Source organism: Dendronalium sp. ChiSLP03b (genome assembly GCF_034531165.2).
Classification (GTDB): Bacteria; Cyanobacteriota; Cyanobacteriia; order Cyanobacteriales; family Nostocaceae; genus Dendronalium; species Dendronalium minutum.
Genome location: NZ_JAVRBR020000062.1, coordinates 1 through 21,368 on the forward strand (window position 1 = coordinate 1; position 21,368 = coordinate 21,368).

Annotated in this window: 17 protein-coding genes and 1 pseudogene; 8 read left to right on the forward strand and 10 right to left on the reverse strand. The window is 41.8% G+C overall.

Annotated features, from left to right (window positions below):
* The first annotated feature begins 436 nt into the window (after window positions 1-436).
* The 4 genes from RMY31_RS16065 (at window position 437) to RMY31_RS16080 (ending at window position 5,741) form a co-directional block, all read left to right on the forward strand.
* The gene (locus RMY31_RS16065) at window positions 437-2,572 is read left to right on the forward strand and encodes a COR domain-containing protein (RefSeq protein WP_409878013.1); all 2,136 of its coding nucleotides are present in this window, start codon (window positions 437-439) and stop codon (window positions 2,570-2,572) included.
* 386 nt (window positions 2,573-2,958) lie between these two features.
* Window positions 2,959-3,603, forward strand: a complete 645-nt coding sequence (locus RMY31_RS16070; protein WP_322666503.1) for a Uma2 family endonuclease — start codon at window positions 2,959-2,961, stop codon at window positions 3,601-3,603.
* A gap of 128 nt (window positions 3,604-3,731) precedes the next feature.
* A complete protein-coding gene (gene crtD, locus RMY31_RS16075) occupies window positions 3,732-5,252 on the forward strand; it encodes a C-3',4' desaturase CrtD (protein ID WP_322666501.1) in 1,521 nt (506 codons plus the stop codon).
* Window positions 5,253-5,372: 120 nt separating this feature from the next.
* Window positions 5,373-5,741: a Dethiobiotin synthetase gene (locus RMY31_RS16080; protein WP_322666499.1), complete on the forward strand. Its 369-nt coding sequence runs from the start codon at window positions 5,373-5,375 to the stop codon at window positions 5,739-5,741.
* A 51-nt stretch (window positions 5,742-5,792) separates the two neighbouring features.
* Here RMY31_RS16080 and RMY31_RS16085 read toward each other — a convergent pair whose 3' ends face one another.
* From RMY31_RS16085 to RMY31_RS16100, 4 genes are all read right to left on the reverse strand, one after another.
* Complete coding sequence (locus RMY31_RS16085; RefSeq protein WP_322666497.1) at window positions 5,793-6,404, reverse strand: hypothetical protein; 612 nt, start codon at window positions 6,402-6,404, stop codon at window positions 5,793-5,795.
* A gap of 595 nt (window positions 6,405-6,999) precedes the next feature.
* Entirely contained in the window at window positions 7,000-8,022 is a 1,023-nt protein-coding gene (locus RMY31_RS16090; RefSeq protein ID WP_322666495.1) for a zinc-dependent alcohol dehydrogenase, read from the reverse strand.
* 237 nt (window positions 8,023-8,259) lie between these two features.
* Window positions 8,260-8,445 (reverse strand): hypothetical protein, encoded by a 186-nt coding sequence (locus RMY31_RS16095; RefSeq protein WP_322666493.1) that lies wholly within the window; start codon window positions 8,443-8,445, stop codon window positions 8,260-8,262.
* A gap of 56 nt (window positions 8,446-8,501) precedes the next feature.
* Window positions 8,502-9,569, reverse strand: coding sequence for a glycosyltransferase family 4 protein (locus RMY31_RS16100; protein ID WP_322666491.1), 1,068 nt, complete (start codon window positions 9,567-9,569; stop codon window positions 8,502-8,504).
* Between the two features lie 458 nt (window positions 9,570-10,027).
* Between RMY31_RS16100 and xth the strand changes: the two genes are divergently transcribed.
* The 3 genes from xth (at window position 10,028) to RMY31_RS16115 (ending at window position 13,428) form a co-directional block, all read left to right on the forward strand.
* Window positions 10,028-10,816: an exodeoxyribonuclease III gene (gene xth / locus RMY31_RS16105; protein WP_322666489.1), complete on the forward strand. Its 789-nt coding sequence runs from the start codon at window positions 10,028-10,030 to the stop codon at window positions 10,814-10,816.
* Between the two features lie 126 nt (window positions 10,817-10,942).
* Window positions 10,943-11,818, forward strand: a complete 876-nt coding sequence (locus RMY31_RS16110; RefSeq protein WP_322666487.1) for an SDR family oxidoreductase — start codon at window positions 10,943-10,945, stop codon at window positions 11,816-11,818.
* 113 nt (window positions 11,819-11,931) lie between these two features.
* A complete protein-coding gene (locus RMY31_RS16115; RefSeq protein WP_322666485.1) occupies window positions 11,932-13,428 on the forward strand; it encodes an HlyD family efflux transporter periplasmic adaptor subunit in 1,497 nt (498 codons plus the stop codon).
* A 70-nt stretch (window positions 13,429-13,498) separates the two neighbouring features.
* Here RMY31_RS16115 and RMY31_RS16120 read toward each other — a convergent pair whose 3' ends face one another.
* From RMY31_RS16120 to RMY31_RS16130, 3 genes are all read right to left on the reverse strand, one after another.
* Entirely contained in the window at window positions 13,499-15,007 is a 1,509-nt protein-coding gene (locus RMY31_RS16120; RefSeq protein ID WP_322666483.1) for a S8 family peptidase, read from the reverse strand.
* A gap of 669 nt (window positions 15,008-15,676) precedes the next feature.
* The gene (gene gor, locus RMY31_RS16125) at window positions 15,677-17,053 is read right to left on the reverse strand and encodes a glutathione-disulfide reductase (protein WP_322666481.1); all 1,377 of its coding nucleotides are present in this window, start codon (window positions 17,051-17,053) and stop codon (window positions 15,677-15,679) included.
* 95 nt (window positions 17,054-17,148) lie between these two features.
* Window positions 17,149-17,769, reverse strand: coding sequence for a peroxiredoxin (locus RMY31_RS16130; protein ID WP_322666479.1), 621 nt, complete (start codon window positions 17,767-17,769; stop codon window positions 17,149-17,151).
* 190 nt (window positions 17,770-17,959) lie between these two features.
* Between RMY31_RS16130 and RMY31_RS16135 the strand changes: the two genes are divergently transcribed.
* Window positions 17,960-18,379 (forward strand): Fur family transcriptional regulator, encoded by a 420-nt coding sequence (locus tag RMY31_RS16135; protein ID WP_322666477.1) that lies wholly within the window; start codon window positions 17,960-17,962, stop codon window positions 18,377-18,379.
* Between the two features lie 47 nt (window positions 18,380-18,426).
* On the opposite strand, the pseudogene RMY31_RS16140 reads toward RMY31_RS16135, so the two are convergent.
* From RMY31_RS16140 to RMY31_RS16150, 3 genes and pseudogenes are all read right to left on the reverse strand, one after another.
* Window positions 18,427-18,555: pseudogene (locus tag RMY31_RS16140) on the reverse strand (DUF6444 domain-containing protein); the annotation flags it as partial.
* A gap of 93 nt (window positions 18,556-18,648) precedes the next feature.
* Window positions 18,649-19,896 (reverse strand): ribulose bisphosphate carboxylase small subunit, encoded by a 1,248-nt coding sequence (locus RMY31_RS16145; protein WP_322666475.1) that lies wholly within the window; start codon window positions 19,894-19,896, stop codon window positions 18,649-18,651.
* 835 nt (window positions 19,897-20,731) lie between these two features.
* The gene (locus RMY31_RS16150; RefSeq protein ID WP_409878014.1) at window positions 20,732-21,277 is read right to left on the reverse strand and encodes a Uma2 family endonuclease; all 546 of its coding nucleotides are present in this window, start codon (window positions 21,275-21,277) and stop codon (window positions 20,732-20,734) included.
* Window positions 21,278-21,368: the final 91 nt, after the last annotated feature.

The window sequence follows — 21,368 nt, forward strand, 5'->3', positions numbered from 1 at the left end:
CCAGCCAATCTCTCTGTTGTGCGAGCGATCGCTCTCAACATCCTCCGCCGAAATGGTCATACTTCCATCACAACTGCGACTAGATTTCTCTCTCATGATATTGACAAACTTCTTGCCCTTGTGGAATGAAACAGCCCTGCCTTAAAAAGGGGGGCTATTTTTCCGTTCACCCCCTTTTTAAGGGGGTCGCCGTAGGCGGGGGGATCTAAATCTAGGATGACCCAACCTTTATCCGAGAAGCGGAATATTGGCTTCACGCCAGACTTTGACTTAAACGGAAATGTGCGGTGGATAGGATTTTTCAAGATGTGTATACACCGTAGCGTTTCTCAGGGGGATTAAGGGTGATATGTTGAGCTTTGAAAAAATTCAAGCCCAATGCAAGCTTTGATACAAGCTAAATTAGTAATCATTGCCTATTTCCCATACTCTGCTCATGACCAACCAAGAACTGCTGGAAATAATTGAACAAGCAGCCAGAGACGAAGTGACAGAATTAGACCTTTCTTATAAAGGTTTAGAAATGCTGCCAGCAGAGATTGCTCAACTCACCAACCTCAGCGTACTTAACCTTCATGGTAATCCAGTCCCCATTCCACCTGAAATTTTAGCGTCAGGCCGTGCTAAAGAAATCCTAGATTTCTATTTCCGTGTGCAAGACCCAAAGGAAACAGAACCTTTATATGAAGCTAAATTTCTCATTGTGGGCGAAGGGGGAGCAGGTAAAACTTCTCTAGCAAAAAAAATCGAAGACGAAGACTACGAACTCCAGTCAGACGAGGAATCAACCCAAGGCATTGATGTGATTCGGTGGCAATTCACATTGCCCACTGGGCAAGAATTTCGTGTCAATATTTGGGACTTTGGCGGACAGGAAATCTACCACCAAACTCACCAGTTTTTCCTTACGGAACGTTCACTCTATGCATTAGTCGCTGATACTCGCAAGGAAAACACAGATTTTTACTACTGGCTAAAAGTTGTAGAACTTTTGAGTGATAATAGCCCTGTCTTAATTATCAAAAATGAAAAACAAAATCGTGAGTGCCAAGTCAATGAGCGGCAATTGCGGGGAGAATTTACTAACCTCAAAAAAATTCTTGCCACCGATTTAGCCACTAATCGAGGTTTAGCCGAGATTAAAAAAACTATTCAGGATTACATCATCAAGCTTCCCCACGTTGGTACTGATTTACCAAAACTTTGGGTGAGAGTTCGAGCCGCCCTAGAAAATTATTCGCGCAATTACATCAGCGTCGAAGAATATTATCATCTTTGCCGAGACAATAAATTAACTGACCGCCGAGACATGCTGCGCCTCAGTCGCTATCTGCACGACCTCGGCGTATGTCTCCACTTTCAAAACGATCCTTTGCTGAAAAATAGAGTTATCCTCAAACCAGAATGGGGTACAACTGCCGTCTACAAAGTTCTGGATAATCAGACAATCAAGAAAAATCAGGGTTATTTTACCCAAAACAATCTAGCCGATATTTGGCAAGAAGTTGAATATGCCGACATGCGAGATGAACTACTGCACCTGATGAAGCGGTTCAAGCTGTGCTACGAAATTCCTGGTAGTCCCGGCAGTTATATTGCACCTCATCTACTTTCCGCCAACCAGCCTGATTACAACTGGGATAAATCTAATAATCTTATCCTGCGCTATAGCTATGAATTCATGCCTAAAGGAATTCTCACCCGTTTTATTGTCGAGATGCATGGTTATATTGAGGAACAAAGGCTGGTTTGGAAAACAGGTGTTGTTCTCAGCAAAGACCAAACCCGCGCAGAAGTAATTGAGTACTACAATCAACGGGAAATTAAACTTCGCCTCACAGGAAACCGCAAGAAAGAACTGTTAGCAATCATCATCCATGAATTTGACAAAATTCATAATTCTTACGATCCCCTAAAATACCAGACCCTTGTTCCCTGCAACTGTGAAAGTTGTAAGCATAGTCAAACGCCTCATTCCTATCCTTTAAAAGTGCTGCGTGAGTTCCGTGACGTTAAGAAAAAATACGAAATTCAGTGCCAAATCAGTGCGGATATGGTGGATGTCCGAAGATTAATTGACGATGTTTTAGAAACTGATAATAATTTACCAACATCTATGGTAGAACCTGTAATCAGAAATCAAGTTTTTATTAGTTACAGCCGTCAAGACCAGGAGTGGTTTGATAAACTCCAGACCTGGCTCAAACCAATGATTCGCAAACAAACGCTGCAAGTGTGGGACGATACCAAAATTAAACCGGGTACTATATGGCGCGAAGAAATTAAAAATGCTATGGCAGCAGCAAAAGTAGCAATATTAATGGTTAGTCCTAACTTTTTGGCATCAGATTTCATTGCCGACAATGAGTTACCCCCATTGTTAGATGCTGCTGAAACCGAAGGACTCACCATTATCTGGATACCCTTAAGTTATAGCCTTTATGAGGAAACAGAAATTGAAAAATATGGCGCAGCGCACCCTCCCAGCCAACCTTTAGATACTTTGAAGCCAGAAGAACAAAATAGAGTCTGGGTGGATATTTGTAAAAAGATTAAAGCAGCAGCAAATTGAGTCAATTGATGACTGAGTAATTCGTAATTCCTATTTCATAATTAAAAATCTGTTGATAAGTAGCATAGACGCTTGCAGCTTATTGTTAATCATTCCCTTCCGAATACCATCATTCAACCTCAAAACTCAAAAGTTCCACTTCAGAACACGAACTTCCGACCTCATAACACTAACAGCCTAGCAAAAAGCTCGAAACTTCCCCTTCATAACTCGAAGTTTCACCTTCAGAACACCAACGTTGAGCCTCTGAACTCGAAAGTTCAACTGAATAACCTGAAACTTTCCCTTCCGAACTCAAATGTTGGACTTCAGATGTCAAAGTACCGAGCAAAAAACTGAAAATTTGGGTTAAAAGAGATATAGCTTACTGGCATCAGGGTTAGACAATGAGTGAAACTCAAACCCAGTTACCGACGGATATATGGATTCCTGCTTCTTGGCACGAATATTTACAAACACTTGCCGACTTCCTGAACGATCAAGGGAAAAGTTATTACTACAAAGGACACATGAGGCTGGAGATGCCACCAGTTAGCTTTGATCATGGTCAAGACCATGTGGTAATTATATTTGCTGTAACTCTATTTGCCACACTTAAAGGAATTCCAGCCACAGGTTTAGACACCACGACTTTTCGTAAAACTGGAATTCAGGACTGTCAGCCAGATGTGGCTTATTACCTTAGAGAACGCGCCCAAACTATCCCATTTAGTACAGGAATTGTCAACTGCGATCGCTACCCTGCACCGGATTTGGTGATTGAGATTGCTAAAACATCTCTACTGGATGACTTGGGTACAAAGCGAAGTCTCTACGAAGAATTAGGCGTTACTGAATATTGGGTAGTAGATGTGCAGAATGCTCAAATCATCGCCTATGCTATGGCAGACCAGGGTAGTAAACGTATTCAAGAATCACAGGTTTTGCCTGGATTGGTAATTGCAATTTTAGAAGAAGCCTTACGCCGTAGTCGCGAAATGAGTCAATCTGAAGTTGGCGCTTGGTTACTAAGCCAGTTTCAGCAAGCCTGAATTTCTCACAAATAACTAATAACAGTCTTGACTATAAAATGTGCAACTAAGACGCACAGTAGCTTTTCGTCGCCATTACCTTATAAAATTATGAATAGTAATATTAAAATTTGTAAATATAAGCATCAATGTCTAACGTTTTTATTGACAAAAATCAACCTCGTGTCATCGTCATTGGTGCAGGAATAGGAGGACTGACTGCTGGGGCATTATTAGCCCGTAGAGGTTACAGCGTCTTAATCTTAGACCAAGCCCTTGTACCAGGAGGCTGTGCTTCTACATTTAAACGCCAAGGATTTACCTTTGATGTCGGAGCGACTCAGGTAGCAGGGTTGGAACCAGGGGGAATTCATCACCGCATATTTTCAGAACTGGAAATAGACTTACCAGAAGCAACGCCTTGTGACCCTGCTTGTGCAGTGTATCTTCCTGGGGAGACGACACCAATCAACGTCTGGCGTGACCAACAGAAATGGCAAGAAGAACGACAAAAACAGTTTCCCGGTAGCGAACCCTTCTGGCAATTGATGGCAACTTTATTTAATGCTAGTTGGGAATTTCAAGGACGCGACCCAGTACTACCGCCGCGTAACTTGTGGGATTTGTGGCAATTAACTCAGGCAGTGCGTCCCAGTACATTCATTACTGCACCCTTCACTTTGTTTACGGTAGGAGATGCTTTACGGTTGTACGGACTGGGAAATGACCAACGCCTGAGAACATTTCTGGATTTGCAATTGAAGTTGTATTCTCAGGTAAATGCCGAAGAAACAGCATTGCTGTATGCCGCAACAGCGTTGAGTGTATCCCAACTACCCCAAGGATTGTTTCACCTCCAAGGTAGTATGCAAGTACTAAGCGATCGCCTAGTGCAAGCCTTAGAAAGAGATGGTGGCAAGTTGTTGATGCGCCATACTGTAGAACATATCAAAGTAGAAAATGGTAAAGCCAGTGCCGTTGTCATCAGAAATCAGAAAACTGGTGAAGTCTGGACAGAAGCCGCCGACCATGTAGTTGCCAATGTTACTGTGCAAAATTTAGTGCAACTATTAGGTGATAATGCTCCATCAGGTTATAAACAGCGCGTGGAAAAACTGCCTCAAGCATCGGGGGCGTTTGTTGTCTATTTGGGCGTAGATGCCAGCGCCGTACCCCTTGAGTGTCCTCCCCATCTGCAATTTATGTACGATGCCAATGGGCCAATTGGCGAGAATAATTCCCTGTTTGTCTCTGTCAGCCATCCTGGAGATGGGCGCGCCCCAGATGGGAAAGCTACAATTATCGCTTCTTCATTTGTAGACCCTACACAGTGGTGGCGTACAAAAGATTACCAAGGACTAAAACAAAAGTATACTCAAGAAGCGATCGCTCGTCTTGCCCAATACTTTTATTTGAAACCAGAAACGATTGTTTATCAAGAAGCCGCCACACCTCGCACATTTGCCCATTTCACAGCCCGCGATCGCGGTATAGTTGGTGGCATCGGTCAAAGGATACCCACCTTTGGCCCCTTTGGTTTTGCCAATCGCACACCCATCAACCATTTGTGGTTGGTTGGTGACTCCACCCATCCAGGTGAAGGTACTGCTGGGGTAAGTTACTCAGCGCTAACAGTAGTTCGGCAAATCGAAGCAGAATTGAAACGATGAGGGTATATTTACACTAGCCTTACAGGATGCGGCTTGTCATACCAAAATCTTCGCAGATAGCTAAAGATGGCGTACAATTCAGTATTCTTAATGTGCTAAAATCTACGCTAAGCTGGATAAATGAATTACGAAACAGCTCGCAACCTCCTAGTATCCCAGACAACAACAACCGAAGAAAACCCGGATGCCCTGTTGATGCGGATGAAACAGGGAAAGCCACCAGTGCCAGGTCAAATTACCTCGATTTTATTAGCATTGAAAGTTGTATTTGAAGGACTCAAAGAAGCCTCAAATCTAGACAGAGAATTAGTTTTTGCCCTTTACCAGTTAGGCGTTAAGGCTCCACAGATATTTGTAGCGGGGCGTAAAGCTGGGATTGATTGGCCGCCGCTACTCAAGGAAGATTTGCTAAGAATTTCTCTAGCTACAGAAAGTATCTTTTCTGGTGTATGGCAAACCCCACCAATTGGAGGGTTCGGGGGATACTAGGAAGACTGAAGTATAAAATATTTTATAATTCAGCCTTTTACCTTCATCCTTTTACCTAGTTCGCAGTTCGCTTTCCAATTTATCTAGATCCGTTTTGAGAAAAACAGTCATTTGTCCAGTGAAAGCTTTACCGCCACGGGGTTGCGCAATTTCCATCCAATAGGCATAGCGATCGCCTACTCGTAATTCTCCTTTTAAAGCTTCCCTAATCGGAGTTTTGGCAAGACGAGCCGAGTTAATCGCACTCTGATTAGGATACTCGTACATCACCTGAGCGCGGTTAAAGTCTTGATAGATATCTAAACCATAAATCACCCGTAAGGATTCTTGCAGGCGCTGAAATGACATCCCGTTAATGGCATCGTACATAGCAAGGCGTTCATAACGAATTCTGCCTCGGTCTTTGGTAAATTCCACCTTCCCAGGAGGCAACACCGAGGCTTGAAAAGTGAATCGTTGTGCAGCTGTATCGCTCTTTTGCACATATAATTGTTCTCCATTTCCAGGGCGTAGCGTGGGATGGGCTTTCATCCAAGTACCGACTTCCTCTGTACTTTGTCCTGGTAAAGCATTAGCTTTAGAATCAAAAACTATTCCCACGCACAGCCAGGGAACTAGAGAAAAAGGCAAAATCAAACGATTAACCAGAGATTTTTTTAGCATTTTCCTATACGGGACTTACATGGAAATTCCCCAATTCGCAGGGGTTAACCATAGTTTTCCCGTTTTAGAAGAAAATCAACTCATAACTTTCAACTCGTAACACTGTTGCGTTTTTCTCTACTAACAGAGTATCTTTACGTGAGCTTTTTCTGATTTTCTCAACATCCTCTTAGGCACACCGAATGGTAAAGCTTTTCTTTTCCTACCTGCCCGTGCTGTGTTGAAGCACTTGGAAGAACTAAAACGCCCATATTTAACGGCTGTGGAAGAAAAGCTGTTGAGTCTTTTGGAGGCGGGGTATGGGAATGAGATAACCCACTAAACAGCTTTGGCAATATGGCATCCAATGTCTTCCGAAAGAAACTCTCTATTAGAATTCTTGTTGTAGTGCCTATTTTTTTCCCTACATGTTTACCACTACACATTTTTATTCAAACTATTTTAAGTATTTTATTTGATTGATAAAATCCACTTTTTTCTGACTTCTTGCGAGTGAGGTGGCTGTATCAATATTGTTCAATTTGACAGATAAAATCCAGTATGAGTGATGTTATGTAACAAAAGCCAAAAAGCCTACTTTGTCTCTAATTCTGCTTTACGGAATCATCGCCACCTTAATTACCTTACGTGCCTTCATGTCACAAAACACCTGTTCCAAATCTTTCAAAGACCGCCGTTCGCTAATAAGTAATTCAAAAGGAATTCTACGACTAGCTATGAGTGCAAGCGCCGATCGCACGTACTCTGGTTTATTGTGAAACACACCTTTTAGGTTAAGTTCGCTGTAATGTAGCTGTTCTGTGTTGACTGTAATAGTCGTATCTCTGGGACAACCACCAAATAAATTGACGGTTGCACCAGGACGGGCACAAGCGATCGCAGTTTCCCAAACACTAGGCACGCCAGTCGCTTCAATTACTACATCTGCACCCCAGCCTTGGGTAAGTTCTTTCACCACACTGGGAATATCCGAGATTTGATGATAATTAAATGTCTTAACTGCACCAAGTTTTTCACCAATTTTTAGCCTGTGGTCATTACCTCCCCATAGCAGTACCTCAGCAGTATCTGCCAAAGCAGCTATAAACATTAGCCCGATCGCTCCATCTCCCAAGACAACTACTTTATCTTTGGCTTTGACGTTGGAACGGGCTACTCCATGCAACACACAAGCTAAAGGTTCCGTCATGGCTGCCAATTCAAATGGCAATTCATCGGGAATTGGCAACAAATTATGCTCTACTATCGGTGCGGGAATTTTTAGGTACTCGGCAAAAGTGCCGTTATTCCACGTCAAGTTTGGACATAGCGAATATTCTTGGCGTTGACAAAAAAAGCATTTTATGCACGGTGCAGAATTATTTGCGACGACGCGATCGCCTACTTGCCAACCCGTAACGCCTGCGCCCACAGCCACAATTTGTCCTGCGGCCTCATGACCAAACAAAGTCGGTGGTTTTAGCATCTTTGCATGACCACCACGTCGCCAGACTTTTAAATCTGTACCACAAGTTGTAGCTGCCCCTACTTGAATTACTACTTCGCTATCTGCTGGAGTAGGATCGGCTACCTGCTCTAGGCGTAAATCTTCTTGACCATAAAGCAATGCTGCTAACACAGCTTTCGACCTAAATTAATTAGCTTCACCTGATTCTATCAGGTCGAGCTGCTAGCGATCAAAACTAAATTAGGGAACTCCAAGCAATAAATTATCTCTCTTAAAGTTGTTGATTGTTCGCAGTCATCAGTCAACAATTACAAAGAAATATTTTTTTACTTAGAAATCCCTTATTTTTGGGTTTTGAGTTTTGAGCTAAAACTGCTTATGCCTTTATCAGTTCAAAAGTGTGAAAATTTAGCTATTCACCGTTGACTGGGGAAGAACTCCGGTATTCCGGATTTCCACATTAGGTAAGCGATTGACTGTTAAAAGGGGTACTTCTTGTCTGCAAGACAGACAAAACCAATATAGTTCACCGTGACGAATATGACGCAGGAGGGAACCACCGCAACACGGACAGTTATTGGCTCTCATACTCATACTGATTTCCTCCTTGAAAAAATATTCTTGTTTAAGACAGAAAAAAAATTTGTTGATTAAAGCTGGATTTTAGCGGCATGGATGTAACCGTTTAAATTAATGCGGTTTTTGATAATTTGCTCGTAAACCGCTTCATAATCGCTAACCATTTGGCTAACGCTAAATTTGTTTTGTACATATTCTCGACATGTTTGCCGATTCAGTTCCAAAGCAGGAGAAATCATTGCCGCTATTTCTTCATAACTTTGGCAGACAAAACCTGTTTCACCGTGAACAAGCACTTCCTGCACAGAACCTAAATTCATGGCTATTACTGGCGTACCAGTTGCCATTGATTCAATCATCACTAAACCAAAAGGTTCCTGCCAGTTAATAGGAAAGAGAGTTATTGCAGCATTGCCCAGAAGTTCAGCTTTTTCGGCATGGTTGATTTCGCCTAGATATTCAATTTGCTGACCATCAATATGGGGGGCAATCTGTTGTTCAAAAAACTTCGAGTCTACTACATCAACTTTTCCTGCCATTTTCAAACGCCAACCAGTCTGCTTAGCAATGGCGATCGCATGTTGTGGCCCCTTTTCTGGAGAAAAGCGTCCTAAAAATGCTAAGTATGCTGGTTCTTTTGGTTGAGCTACAAATGGATAATCTGCTGGCTCAATTCCGTTATAAACTGTGCCGACGTAGTTTAAATTAATTTGCCGCTGAGCGTTACTAATGCTGACGTATGATTGTTTTTGATGGTGGCTAAATACGTAACGGTTATCTTTTGTGAAATTGCCGTGCAGAGTATGCACTGTGGGAGTTGATACCAAACTCGCCAAAGGTAATGCCGAAATCCCTACATGAGAATGGATAATATCGAATTCCGCAGCTTGTTGGTAAACTTGGCTCAGTTCTAGTGTTTCGTACGCTGCATACTCTTGAATATTTTCGTCTAAGCGCAATGCACGCGGATAAACTGCTTTTAAATGAGCTAAGGTTTGAGAATCGCCAGTGGCAAATAAAATTACCTCATGGCCGCGACGAACTAGTTCATCGGTCAAGCGACTCACTACCAGTTCAATTCCTCCATAACTAGGAGGTGGAACTCGTTCCCACAAGGGGGCAACTTGAGCGATTTTCATAAAGTTGTTTTGGTTCAGCCGATAGAATTGTCCTCAAATTTAAGACTGAATATTATCTTAAGAGGACAAAGCATTTGTACTCACTTTTTTGACATTTAAATTAACCTAAATGACTCCTAAGAGTACAATCTTTGGTTAAACGTATTGCTAACCACTATCAATAAAATTTAAGACCTTCAGCAATAGCCGCTAGACGACTACACTTTTAAAATATAGCTTACGTTTCACTAGTTTCATCTATCTTGGGGATCATAAACCAGTAAAATATTTTGTAGCAGAACTTACAAATTCCAAAATTTTGTAGTTAAAACTACTAAAAATATAGCTGAAATCAATTTTTGCGAATGTTCATTTAGGGTAAATAAGGGAAAAGAAGCGGAATTTAAAACAATCTTAAATAATTCTAAAATTTCCTAATTGAAAATTGATAATTTATGTGGACTGCTAATAATTAACTGATGAAAATTGCTACTTGGAATGTCAACTCGATTCGCATTCGTCTACAACAGGTTATTGATTGGTTAAGTCAAAATCCTGTTGATGTCCTTTGTTTGCAAGAAACGAAAGTTATTGATACAGATTTTCCGCGATCGCCCTTTGAAAACCTGGGCTATCAACTTTATTTATCGGGACAAAAGGCTTATAACGGTGTAGCCCTAATTAGTCGCCAACCACTGATAGATGTAACTACTGGTTTCACAGCAATTTTGCCAAATCTCGATCCAGAATGGAACGAGCAAAAACGGGTAATTACAGGCGTAATTGATGGTATTCGGATTGTGAATCTTTATGTACCTAATGGTGCAGCAGTAGGAAGCGAGAAATACGAATTTAAGCTGCGTTGGTTGACAGTGTTGCGAGAGTATTTGCGAACGCTTCTATTGTCACAACGTGCTATCTGTGTGTGCGGCGACTTCAACATCGCCTTAGAAGCTAAAGATATTCACGAAAAAGTGAATCCAGCAAATCACATTATGGCATCTGAACCAGAGCGACAAGCTTTAAGAGATATTCTCGAACTAGGATTTGCCGATGCTTTTCGTAAATTTACCATCGAAGGCGGATATTACAGTTGGTGGGACTATCGCGCTGCCGCCTTTCGACGCAACCTAGGTTGGCGAATCGATCATCACTATCTCACACCAGTGCTGTACGAAGGTGCGAAAAATTGCATTATGGATATCACACCCAGAAAATTGACTCAACCTAGCGACCATGCACCAGTAATTGTCGAATTTGAAATTTGAGATTGAAAATTTTAGATTAGATACTGGGGACTAGAGATTGGGGACTAAAGATTGGGGACAAACTTTACCTAATAGCCAATACCTAATCTCTAATCCCCAATACCCAATCCCTAATCCTTAATCATTATGTTTCTGGTAACTGGGGCCACAGGAGGAATCGGTCGCCGAGTTGTGCGACTCCTACGCCAACAGGAGAAGTCAGTACGGGCATTTGTCCGCCTCACGTCGCCTTACAGCGAGTTAGAACACCGGGGAGCAGATATCTTTATCGGTGATTTGCAGTTGCAAAAAGATATCCAGAAAGCTTGTCAGGGTGTTCAGTATATTATTAGCGCTCACGGTTCTGATGGCGATGCTCTATCCTTAGACTACCGTGCCAACATAGAACTGATTGAGCAAGCCAAAGTCAACGGAGTACAACACTTTGTATTTATTTCCGTGTTGGGAGCCGACCGCGGGTATGAGGATGCACCCGTATTCAAAGCCAAACGGGCGGTAGAGCAATATCTACAAGCTAGTGGCTTGAATTACACTATTTTACGCCCAGCTGGATTAGCATCTAACTTACTGCCCTTAGCAGAACGGTTTCGTGAAACGGGGTTGTATCTGCTCATCGGCGACCCCAAAAACCGGACATCGATTGTGAGTACAGATGACTTGGCAAGGATAGTGGTGGATTCAGTGACAGTAGAAGGCGCTCGCAACCATATATTATCAGTTGGAGGCCCGGAGATTTTATTGCGTGAAGATATTCCCCGGATTTTTAGTCGTGTCTTTAGCAAAGAACCAATAGTAATTAACTCACCACTATTTGTTGTTGATGGCTTACGGAGTGCCTTTGGTTTATTTAATCCCCAAGCACAAAAAGCTTTGGGAACCTATCGTACATTGTTATCCAATGAGTTTTTCTGTACAAAAGAGGAGATAGCCAACTTAGAGAAGATTTTCAACTTCCAATTGGAAACCTTGGAAAGTTTTTTACGACGCTATTTAGCAGTTTGAATTTATTTAGTTGTCAGTTGTCAGTTGTTGGTTGCATGAGAGTTTACAACTACTGACTACTGACTACTGACTACTGACCACTGACTACTGACCACCAACTAATCTAAAATTTTATGAAAAATTCCCTAGTTGCAAACGCTACTCAAGCACGTCAGACAAAAGAGCGATTCGCTAAACCAGAAGACCAACTCTCTTACGAATTGGGTAAGGCTGTACAGGAATTGCCGCCGTTGTATACGAGATTGTTAGCAGGAACGATTAGCTTAGTAGTATTTGGGGTAATTGCTTGGGCGAACTTCTCGGAAATAGATGAAGTTGCGATCGCACCTGGGGAGTTAATTGCTTCTACCCAAGTGCGACCAGTAACATCCTTGGGTAATGGGTCAATTTTAGCGGTGAAAGTGAAAGAAGGCGATCGCGTTAATAAAGATCAAATCCTGGTTCAACGCGACCCTGATTTGCAACAAACAGATGTTAGCCGTCTCGCTAGAACTAGCAAGTTGATTCAAGAAGACTTGCAGCGTTTGGATGCAGAACGCACCGGAGCTAAAACTGCTGGTACAAAATTGCAAGATGAACTTTTAAGTTCGCGGTTAAGAGACTACCAAGCGCGTCAAGCTGCGGCAGAAGCAGAAGCAAATCGCCAAAAAGCACTCATAGATCAGGCAAAAGTACGCTTGACGCGGTTGCAGGAAAACCAAGCTAATGCCAAAACTAGCTTTATCAACGCCAAAGACAACTTAGTTAATGCAGAAAGTATCCTTGACAAAGTTGAAAATGGCCTAGCGATCGCTCAAAGTAGAGAAAAAAGCCTACGCACTTTAGTTACTTCTGGTGCTGCCCCTAGAGTCGATTATCTTGATGCCCAAGAAAGATTAAATCGTGCCAACACAGAAGTCACTAGAGCAAAAGATGAGATAGTCAACGCCCAAAATAAAATAACAGAAGCTCAAGACAGAGTAGAATCCTTAGCAAAAGATATTGCTGCCCAAGTTCAAGAAATCCGCCAAGCCGAACAAGCTTATCAAGCTGCTTTCAGTCAAGCACAACGTTTAGCATCCGAGCGCCAAAGTGAAATTTTGACTCAGATAAATAAGCGCAAAGAAGAACAGACCAACATTATTGGTCAGCTAGAACAGGCGAGAAAACAGGAAGCAGTAGAAACGATTAAAGCTCCAGTTGCAGGCACAATTTACAAAGTTAAGGCAACTAGAGGCCCGGTACAAGCAGGTGAAGAATTGCTGTCAATTTTGCCAGAAGGCGAAGAAATGTTGCTAGAGGTGAAAGTCCTCAATCGCGATATAGGCTTTATTCGTCAAGGCATGAAGGCAAAGGTAAAAATGTCAACTTTTCCTTTCCAGGAATTTGGCACTGTTGATGGTGAAGTGGTACAAGTTAGTCCCAATGCAATTGTAGATAAAGAATTAGGTTTAATTTTCCCCACTAGAATTCGCCTAAGTAAACATTCAATAAATGTGCGCGGTCAGGAAGTTACATTTACTCCAGGGATGGCTGCTAATGGTGAAATTATCACTCGTAAGAAGTCAATCTTGACATTCATAATCGAGCCTGTGACTCGCCGATTTAGCGAAGCTTTTTCTGTAAGGTAGTTTAAGTGGGGAGCAGGCTTGTCTTCCTTGTCCCCTTTGTCCCTATATTCCCCAGTCCTCAGTCCCAACTTTAAAACCGCCCCAACCATCTTTGATATTGATCTAGCTGTTTTTGGAGTTGAGTAAACTGATTTAACATTTTTTCCAGATCGGTACTATTGTTATTGTCATCATCCTTGCCTGTATTATTGTTAGTGCTTAAAGTGCTTTCGTAGTATTGAAATTGCGACCAGCTTTCTGGATTTACCAATGTACTTGTGCTTGCAGGTGTGGAGACATCTTTAAAACTAGAAGTTGTAGTATTGCTCTGGCTTAAAGATTGGACGTTGAAACTTTTAGCTTCAACTGGTGTATGTGTCGGTATCTCTGCGTAGACGTGTAGCGACTTGTCGTTAGACATCGCTTGATGCATAACAGAGCTGATGTTGAGCGAGCTAACTTCAGAGGTTGAGGTTGCTGCTTGTGTACTGTTTCCTGCTGTTTCTGTGATGATTTGACGCACTTGAGCATCAGTCAGGTTGGGGTTAGCACTTAACATCAGCGCAACTACACCCGCAACATGAGGAGTAGCCATAGATGTACCGCTATAAGTTGCATACTGATTACCTGGAACTGAAGAGTAGATATCGACTCCTGGGGCTGTGACGTAGGCGATTTGATTTGTTCCGGCTCGGTTGGAGAAGTCAGCTATGTTATTATTCCTATCCACTGCCCCAACAGCAATTCCCGACTTGTTTGCATAGCTAGCAGGATAGTCTGGTGATGATTCGCCGTCATTACCTGCTGCCATAACAACAATTACTCCTTTGCTACTGGCATATTCAACAGCGGACTTGAGAGTACTGCTGGAATAATAGCCACCCAAGCTGAGGTTAATCACATTTGCTCCATTGTCCACGGCATAATAAATGCCTTTAGCGATCGCACTATAGGAGCCAGAACCAGATTCATTCAAAACTTTGACAGGCATAATCTGAGAATTATAGGCAATGCCAGTCACACCGTAGCCATTATTCTCACCTGCGATCGTGCCAGAAACATGAGTACCATGACCGTTGTCGTCTAATGTGTTGTTGTTGTTATTTGAAAAGTTCCAGCCTTGGACATCATCAATATAGCCATTGCCATCATCGTCTATACCGTTACCAGCAATTTCTTTGGTATTTGTCCAGATATTATTTTTTAAATCCTCGTGATTATAATCAACTCCAGTATCGACGACAGCGACAATAACACCTTGACCTGTATATCCATTTGCCCAAGATTCTGGGGCGTTAACAAGGTCTGCTCCCCAATTATTCCCACCTAGGTTAGGAACATCAGCAAAAGTATTTTGACCTGCGGCTTTACTGACTGCCGCTCCTGCATTTACCAAGCCATAGCCATTGGTAGAGTTATAATTTCCGGTGCTTTTAGCGGTAGCAGTAGCATCACTAGTAGTTTCTGGGTAATAGCTACTGCTACTTCTGAGGTTCAAGCTATAGTCATTCTGGACATGAAAAGTATCTACTGAGGAGATAGAAGTGGAATTTAGCCCGTTATGAGAAAGTAATTTGCTACTAGTGTCATTCATGGGCATAAGTTTTTATCCTCAAATAGATTAATTATTTTTTGACAGCATTAACTGTTAAAACCTTTTGCTCAAGGTTTTAAAGTCGGAATTTGCCTCCTTTGCCAATAATTACTATGAAATTAAATAGGATTTTGCTGTTTTTTTTACAAAAATATGATGTGAATTTTGATTGTTGTGGAACCAAGATTTTAATTAAATTTAGTATTAGCTTTAACAGCAAATCACGCAGTCAAAAAACTAGTATTTTTAACTGTTTTCATGCATATTTCAAGATTTATCTAAACTATTTTACTATCTAGAAAAACTACTAAATATCATAATTATCGAGCAATATTTTGCTTTTTTTCCTGTTGTTCAACATCAGTATCACTTCGCACAGCAACAATACTATGTTTACCGCTATCCGCACTTTCATAGAATCTCAGCGGGAAGCTAAGGTATTTTGTACTATTAGGTCTGGTTGAACAACAGCAAGAGCGATCGCCTCAAATGTAGTGTATTACGTGTTAGTGCAGTAATAATAGCAACTGATAAATTAACTGTATATTTTGTGATAAATGCCCTCAAACTTACTAAATCAAGGGCATTTCCAATTTAAACTTTTTGTAGAAATCCTGGAATTACTTGCAAAAGCAACTGTCACAAGTAATTGCTCTGAGAATATGCCGCTCAGCATCATCGCATAGTAACAAACTCTTCAGCAGAAGTAGGATGAATTCCCACAGTGGCATCAAAGTTAGCTTTGGTAGCACCCATCTTCACAGCGATCGCTACCCCTTGAATAATCTCTGCGGCATAGTCTCCGACCATATGTGCCCCTAGCACTTTATCGGTTTTTTGATCGACTACTAGCTTCATCATGGTTTTTTCGTCTTTACCAGCTAGGGTATAGTACATCGGTCGAAAGCGACTCCGATAAATTTTTACCGCATCACCATACTGTTCCCTAGCTTCTGCCTCAGTCATACCCACAGTTGCAGCTTCTGGTGTCGAGAAGACTGCTGACGGCACATTTTCATAACTCATCGTGCGAGACTTGCCACCAAATACAGTGTCTGCAAATGCCCGACCTTCATTAATTGCAACTGGAGTTAGGTTAATTTTGTTCGTACAATCTCCCACTGCATAGATATTCTCTTCGGTTGTGCGGCTGTATTTATCAACGACAACAGCCCCATCATGAAGTTTAACTTTAGTATTTTCTAAACCTAGGTTGTGGGTATTCGGTTTGCGACCAACCGCAGCTAAAGTTACAGCATCAGTAACTATTGTCTCTTCTTTAGCTTTATCATCTTTACTAAGTATAACCTTCACTCCTTCAGTGGTTTTGTCGATCGCAATCAGCTGAATTTTGTTGAGAATCTGAACCCCGTGATTAATCATTCCTTGCTGCACTTCGGTTCGCAAATCCTCATCGAAACCGCGCAAAATCTTCTCACCGCGAATCACCTGAGTGACTTCAGTTCCCATACCGTTGAGAATGCAAGCGAATTCTGTACCAATATAACCTCCCCCCAAAATTACCATTCGCTGGGGCTGTTCTTTCAGGTGAAAAATATCATCGGAGGTAATGGCATGTTCAATTCCCAAAATGTTTGGCTTGATGGGATGTCCACCCACGGCAATCAAAACTTTGTCTGCGGTCACTTGGTGTTGGCGTAGCCCGCCGGAGCCATCGCCGACTAAAAGTGTATGGGCATCAACAAATTTAGCATATCCATGCAATAGCTCCACTTTGGAGTTATCCAGCATCTTTTGATAAATCCCATTTAAGCGAGTCACTTCATTATTGACTACCGTAATCATCTTTTCCCAATCGAGCGAACTTTTGACTGGACTCCAGCCGTATCCTTGAGCATCCTCAAACAAGTCAGGAAAATGAGAAGCGTAGACCATTAACTTTTTGGGGACACAACCACGATTGACGCAGGTTCCACCTAGGCGGTCAAACTCAGCAATCCCTACTTTTGCACCATATTCTGCGGCTCGTCTGGCAGTGGCAATACCACCGGAGCCTGCACCAATTACAAATAGGTCGAAATCGAGCTTCATGTGTCCCCCAGGTTCTAAATTTCTAGTAGGAGCGTACAGATAACTGTCCACTCCTACATAATGTGGATGTGTGAATTATGAAATTGTGGTGAAAGTTACACAGCGATGCCCTCTCCTGTCGGAGACGCTGCGCGAACGGCAACGTCTTCTCCTTCGGAGACGCTATCGCGAACGACGAACGCAGTCTTTGCTTCTTTTAGGTAAGCTAGCATGGTGTCTGCATCCGAGACTTCAAACGGATCGGTAAGGCAAACATCCTCATAACCTGACTCTATGAAAAACTTTTCGATTTTGCCGTCATCAACCACCATCGAATAACGCCAAGAACGCATTCCAAAGCCCAGGTTAGATTTATCAACTAACATTCCCATTTTGCGGGTAAACTCACCATTGCCATCAGGAAGCAAGAAAACATTTTTAGCTCCTTGCTGTTTACCCCATTGGAACATAACAAAGGCATCATTTACAGATATACAGATTACCTCATCAATTCCCAAAGCTTTGAATTCTGAGTAAAGTTCCTCATAACGGGGCAGGTGCGAGGTGGAACAAGTAGGAGTAAAAGCCCCAGGCAATGAAAACACAACTACCCGCTTACCACCGAAAATTTCTTGACTGGTGCGGTCTTGCCAACGGTAGGGATTGGGGCCAGGAATAGACTCATCGCGGACACGGGTTTTAAATACAACGTTGGGAACTCTTTCGATCACAGCCATAATAGACCTCCTAATAGGTGGATTTGTAGGCGATTAATAACATGGGGCGGTTGTAAACCAGAATAATTCTGACTTAATAAATATTCAATAGTTATATATACTTAAACATTTTAATAAATAAAACTTCAGATAGATTCAGTTTTAAAAATAAATATAATAAATAAAAGAAATATAAAATATCACAGCAAATATGCAGCAACAAGCAAACGCAATTATTCAAACTTTAAAGTCTAGGGGTTTGAGGGTGACTCCTCAGCGGTTTGCAGTCTATGCTAATTTGTTATCTCGTGCCGATCACCCCACAGTTGAGCAAATCTTGACCGACCTCAACAAAGATTTTCCAGTTTCATCGCAGGCAACAATCTATAGTTCCTTGCAAACCTTACGAGAAGCGGGTTTAGTGCGGGAGGTTCTCTTAGAAGAGGGGGTTTCTCGTTATGATGCCAATGTTAAACCCCATCATCACTTCTGCTGTCGCCAATGCGGTGCAATTGAAGATATTGCCTGGAATACTTTTCAATGTGTAGAGCTTAAGAGCCTGCGCCCTGGTTTGCGTGGTGAAACCTACGAAGTCACGGTTCAAGGTTTGTGCGATCGCTGTACTAACTAATATTTTTAAGTAGAATATTAACCTGAGGAAACCCCTTTATTTTTCAGCCCATCGCTTGACGGTGGCTTTGAACTCATTTCGCTATCTAACCCCAAACGCATTTCTAGCTCTGCTATTCGTTCGCGCAGTGCTTGGTTCTCTTGTTCTAGCCTCTCTATTTTTCGATCTTTTTCTTCTCAGCAGTTACTATTTATTTGAGAATAAACAAAAACGATCGCTCCAGATATTTGCTGATGCGATCGCTTTTTCTTATCTATACTATACAACTCCTAATTTTTTCCATTCGGTCGCTGAATAATCGTTTCTATAACGCGCCGCTTTGCCTTCGGATCGATCCCTACCAAGCGGACATACTCGCCGCTATATTCAGCTAGATGTGATTCTAAAGTCGAGATAGCATCAGACTCGGCATCGATATGAATAGTACCGCAACTTTGCCATGAACCTGTGCGGAAGCGGCGCTCATCTACGTGTTCAAAGGTAATTTTGTGACCTTGAGATAAAATTTGCCGGATCTGTTCTTGTGTTTCTAGGGTTAAATGGGTACTAGAAACTTCTTGCTTTTGAGATCCATTGGTTGACGGCTGATTACTAGGTTTCTCAGCAGGGGAAGGTGCAGATTGATAATTTCTGCCTCGATTCAGTCGATTGTACTGATCGACTAATTGGGAAGTTTCCACCCGTTTTTGTTCGCCAACCATGAAGTTACCAGACTCGATTAAGTGAGACAAGCTGAAATTTGGCTTTTTAAATTCTGGTGGCCCTTCTGTACTGTTCACCACACGCAGGGAAATTCGCTCAAAACCTATTTCATGAATAAAGTTGCGGATTTGTTCGTCATAAATTCGCGATCGCAAAGCACTAAAAAAGTCTATTGACTGATTGGCAAAAGTATCAACCAGCTGTTCAATTTCCCGTTGCGATAGTTCATCCGGTTCAAAAATCCCTTTGACAATTCCCACCTTATCATCTCGGTCTGGTTCCCAATAAAATTTCTCCATCCGACCATCCCGAATTAATGGTGCATAAAGAGTGGAAAAATCATTGCCTGTGACAATAATCGGCACGCGACACAAAGGTGTGGAATCGTAGCTTCCAGGCAACTGCACATCTGTGGGATTATCAGCAATATTCATCAGTGTGGCATTCACCAGCTGAGTATTTACTGTATATTGAGTGCCTTCATCAAAGCGTCCAGCACCTGCATCTAAATCATTAATCATCAGCACGCACATTTTACCGCGCACCTTGATTAATTCTGCTGTTTCCCGATAACGCAGACGAATCAACCGCGCTGGATCTCCTGCATCTGGACTTTCCAATTCTCCACCAGATATCAAGGTTACTTCGATACCCATTTTTTCAAAGACTAACTCACATTGAAAAGACTTGCCTTCGCCTTTGCGTCCATGAATGCCCAAAATTAAGGGCACTCTAACACCTGGTAGATTCAAAAAGTTTTTGGTAATGTGGACAGCAAGTTTGTCCAGAAAGCGGGGAGCAATGTAATAACCCATGAGCCTGTCTTAATTAATAGTTAGCACTTCTAAAGTTAATGTTAATTTTTTCTGGGGACAGCGATCGCCTATCCCTCACTTGTTATTGCCACTGATTTCTCCATAGTTAATAAATATAATTATCATTAATAACAGCATACTGGTAATGACAATCACAATTTTACAGGAGGCTTACTGGAAACTATGGGATGAAAATGCCAATAATATTCAGTAAATTTGGCCTCGATCGTGATTTAGACATCATCCACAAGTATCCTCAGTAGTTGGGTCAAGGTTATTCACGCATTATCGAATTAAGTTAAGGATTAGAGTTAAAAATTAACAAATATCATCTTCACGAACATCCCCTAAAGTATACATTTTATCTATCTGGAAGTTACACAGATGATTCTAAATTTCTTAACATTAGTACTGGAGAATACGGTTTCTATGGTAGTGGAATAGCACCAAAAGAACATTGTGAATGGTCAGCAGCACAGCAGCTAGTTGAGATTAATATTCATATTAACTGGAAATTTTTCGCTGATTTATCGGGGATCAATCTAGACAACTCCCAGGAGAATTACAGCATTTAGTTAGAAATGGCGATCGCATCTATCACACCAATTCTGGGATGACAACGCCAAATTTTACATTATATTGTTGAAGCAGCTCAAAAGCTTTACTCCAACCTCAAACCCTACCACATCACCGTACTACAACAAGCTGACGCAGGTATCTAACGATTTCTACGATTGGGTAGTGAGTGAGATCGCGCTTTAATCTGCTGATATCGTGAGTGCGATCGCTCAAAAAAGAGAAATGTTTAAATATAAATTAATCTCAAGATTTATAGCTAAGATTTTCGTGTTAACTGCTGCACAAAATCTGCATGTTCTTTACTATTCAATCCTTGCTGTAACACAGCTAAAACTTGTGTCATTTCTCCTGCACGTAAAGCCTGCACATCCAACCACAAACCAGGAAAAACACGACTTTTGATCGCTCCATCTGTACCCGATTCTAATGATACATATTCACTGTTTTGCAAGCTGAACCAATCGAGTTTGTTTTCTAAACTCTGCCAGACAATATACTCTTTGACACCGTTACGACGGTAAGCTTTTTTCTTATCATATAAGTCATTCGCAGCGCTGCTGGCTGCAACTTCTGCAACTAATTCTGGTGCGCCTTCAATGTAGTCATCGTCGCTAATACGTGCTTGTCCACCGAGTTTTTCATCTATTAATAGCACGACATCAGGCTGCGGTTCGTTATCTAAGTCCAGACGTACTGTGGAATTATCACCTAACTCAACGCCAGTAGTGGAAACCTTATAAGTCCATAACCAACCCAATACGGTTCGGTTAAGCTCAAAACCAGGTAGACTGAGGGTTGTCACCCAAGTGTACTAATGTTGAATGCAACTCAAAGAATTCTTACTAATTTCACCAGTAATTGAATCAGGTACAGTACTCAAAGCTTTAGAAACA

What these genes read in the sequence shown, in the direction of transcription:
- RMY31_RS16065 (WP_409878013.1), top strand. Translation starts at nt 437, where the DNA reads ATGACCAACCAAGAACTGCTGGAAATAATTGAACAAGCAGCCAGAGAC.
- RMY31_RS16070 (WP_322666503.1), top strand. Translation starts at nt 2,959, where the DNA reads ATGAGTGAAACTCAAACCCAGTTACCGACGGATATATGGATTCCTGCT.
- crtD (WP_322666501.1), top strand. Translation starts at nt 3,732, where the DNA reads ATGTCTAACGTTTTTATTGACAAAAATCAACCTCGTGTCATCGTCATT.
- RMY31_RS16080 (WP_322666499.1), top strand. Translation starts at nt 5,373, where the DNA reads ATGAATTACGAAACAGCTCGCAACCTCCTAGTATCCCAGACAACAACA.
- RMY31_RS16085 (WP_322666497.1), bottom strand. Translation starts at nt 6,404, where the DNA reads ATGCTAAAAAAATCTCTGGTTAATCGTTTGATTTTGCCTTTTTCTCTA.
- RMY31_RS16095 (WP_322666493.1), bottom strand. Translation starts at nt 8,445, where the DNA reads ATGAGTATGAGAGCCAATAACTGTCCGTGTTGCGGTGGTTCCCTCCTG.
- RMY31_RS16100 (WP_322666491.1), bottom strand. Translation starts at nt 9,569, where the DNA reads ATGAAAATCGCTCAAGTTGCCCCCTTGTGGGAACGAGTTCCACCTCCT.
- xth (WP_322666489.1), top strand. Translation starts at nt 10,028, where the DNA reads ATGAAAATTGCTACTTGGAATGTCAACTCGATTCGCATTCGTCTACAA.
- RMY31_RS16110 (WP_322666487.1), top strand. Translation starts at nt 10,943, where the DNA reads ATGTTTCTGGTAACTGGGGCCACAGGAGGAATCGGTCGCCGAGTTGTG.
- RMY31_RS16115 (WP_322666485.1), top strand. Translation starts at nt 11,932, where the DNA reads ATGAAAAATTCCCTAGTTGCAAACGCTACTCAAGCACGTCAGACAAAA.
- RMY31_RS16120 (WP_322666483.1), bottom strand. Translation starts at nt 15,007, where the DNA reads ATGCCCATGAATGACACTAGTAGCAAATTACTTTCTCATAACGGGCTA.
- gor (WP_322666481.1), bottom strand. Translation starts at nt 17,053, where the DNA reads ATGAAGCTCGATTTCGACCTATTTGTAATTGGTGCAGGCTCCGGTGGT.
- RMY31_RS16130 (WP_322666479.1), bottom strand. Translation starts at nt 17,769, where the DNA reads ATGGCTGTGATCGAAAGAGTTCCCAACGTTGTATTTAAAACCCGTGTC.
- RMY31_RS16135 (WP_322666477.1), top strand. Translation starts at nt 17,960, where the DNA reads ATGCAGCAACAAGCAAACGCAATTATTCAAACTTTAAAGTCTAGGGGT.
- RMY31_RS16145 (WP_322666475.1), bottom strand. Translation starts at nt 19,896, where the DNA reads ATGGGTTATTACATTGCTCCCCGCTTTCTGGACAAACTTGCTGTCCAC.